Genomic DNA, 1,729 nt, shown 5'->3' on the forward strand with positions numbered 1-1,729 from the left:
CGTCCCTATCGTCTAGAGGCCTAGGACATCGCCCTTTCACGGCGGTAACCGGGGTTCGAATCCCCGTAGGGACGCCATATTCCAAAAGCCTAGCCAATGTGCTAGGCTTTTTTATTGTTATTTTATCGATGATCAGTGTATTTTATCATCAACATTTGATGAACTATTGAGGTCTATCATGGAAATTAATCCATACGTATTACGTCTAAAAGATTTAGGCGACCGTGGCGAAACCCTTCGGGGGTATCTTTGACTACGATGTCAAAAAAGAACGCTTAGAAGAAGTATTGCGTGAGTTAGAAGATCCAACTATTTGGAATGACCAAGCACGCGCTCAAGCGATTGCCAAAGAAAAAGGTGCATTGGAAAACAGCATCGGTGTATTAGATGCCTTGAGCGAACAGCTTGCTGATGCACAGGCAATGCTAGATTTGGCGGTAGAAGCGGATGATGAAAGCTTACTTGATGATGTGACCGCAGAATTAGATACCGCAGAAGAAAAATTAGCTAAGCTTGAATTCCAACGTATGTTCAGCAACCCAATGGATCCGAACCCATGTTTCTTGGATATTCAATCTGGCTCAGGTGGTACAGAAGCACAGGATTGGGCATCAATGCTGTTGCGTATGTACACACGCTGGATTGAGCGTCATGGCTTTAAAGCAGAATTGATGGAAATCTCGGATGGTGATGTAGCAGGCATTAAATCAGCGACTTTGCGTGTGGATGGTGAGTTTGCCTTTGGTTGGTTACGTACAGAAACTGGCGTACATCGTCTGGTGCGTAAATCACCATTTGACAGCAACAACAACCGTCATACATCGTTTGCAGCGGTATTTGTGTCACCTGAGATTGATGACAATATCGAAATCGAAATCAATCCATCTGATGTGCGTACTGATACTTATCGTGCATCGGGTGCAGGTGGTCAGCACATCAACAAAACCGATTCGGCAGTACGTTTGACGCACGCACCAACAGGTATTGTGGTGGCATGTCAAAATGAACGTTCGCAACATGCCAACCGTGACCGTGCGTGGAAATTGTTACGTGCAAAAATCTATGAATTGGAAATGCAAAAACGTAATGAAGCTGCTCAAGCACTAGAAGACAGCAAGTCAGATATTGGTTGGGGTAGTCAGATTCGCTCTTATGTATTGGATGATTCACGTATCAAAGATTTGCGTACCAATATCGAAAACTCGAATACCAAAGCGGTATTGGATGGCGATTTGGATAAATTTATTGAAGCCAGTCTTAAAGCAGGTTTGTAATGCTAAAAAATTGCAAAACTTGATTTAAATCCAAAGCCACGTTATAAATATAGCGTGGTTTTTTGTTGAAAATTATCACGACTAATTGACAAGAATAAAGTAACGTGAGTTCGGTTTAAAAAGGTATATTTTTATTGTCATTATATGATTTCTAAAAAGTAGGATGTGAGAAGCACTGTTTCGCAAGACGCACCTGAGAAGCGATTAAAGCTTCGTAAGATGCCGTTTTCTGAAAGGTGCGTAAGATGCACCCTACACACGAATTAAATTTACTTTTAAAATCAAATAATTAAATTTTAACTTATCCCAAGCTCACGTTAAAGTACTTTTCTATTTTTAACATTTTTATTTGTACGAAAATTTATAAAACCTATATTTTTAGGACTTACGCAAAACCGTAATTTTTTTGCATAAGGGGAATAAACTATAGTAGCATAAGGCATGACAAAAAAACC

The 1,729-nt window shown here is 40.3% G+C and carries 1 protein-coding gene and 1 tRNA gene; both read left to right on the forward strand.

Going from position 1 to position 1,729, the window contains the following annotated elements; all coding sequences use genetic code 11:
- Nucleotide 1 precedes the first annotated feature (1 nt).
- A tRNA-Glu gene (locus tag ACEYX7_RS10865) sits at nucleotides 2–77 on the forward strand.
- 101 nt (nucleotides 78–178) lie between these two features.
- Nucleotides 179–1,274, forward strand: a protein-coding gene (gene prfB / locus ACEYX7_RS10870; RefSeq protein WP_374805537.1) for a peptide chain release factor 2 whose coding sequence is annotated in 2 segments (ribosomal slippage) — nucleotides 179–250 and nucleotides 252–1,274 — 1,095 coding nt in all. Because the reading frame shifts where the segments join, the coding sequence is not laid out codon by codon here.
- The last annotated feature ends 455 nt before the right edge of the window (nucleotides 1,275–1,729 follow it).

The sequence above is a fragment of the Hubeiibacter jixunmingi genome, from assembly GCF_041928215.1.
In the GTDB taxonomy this organism is placed as follows: domain Bacteria; phylum Pseudomonadota; class Gammaproteobacteria; order Pseudomonadales; family Moraxellaceae; genus Acinetobacter.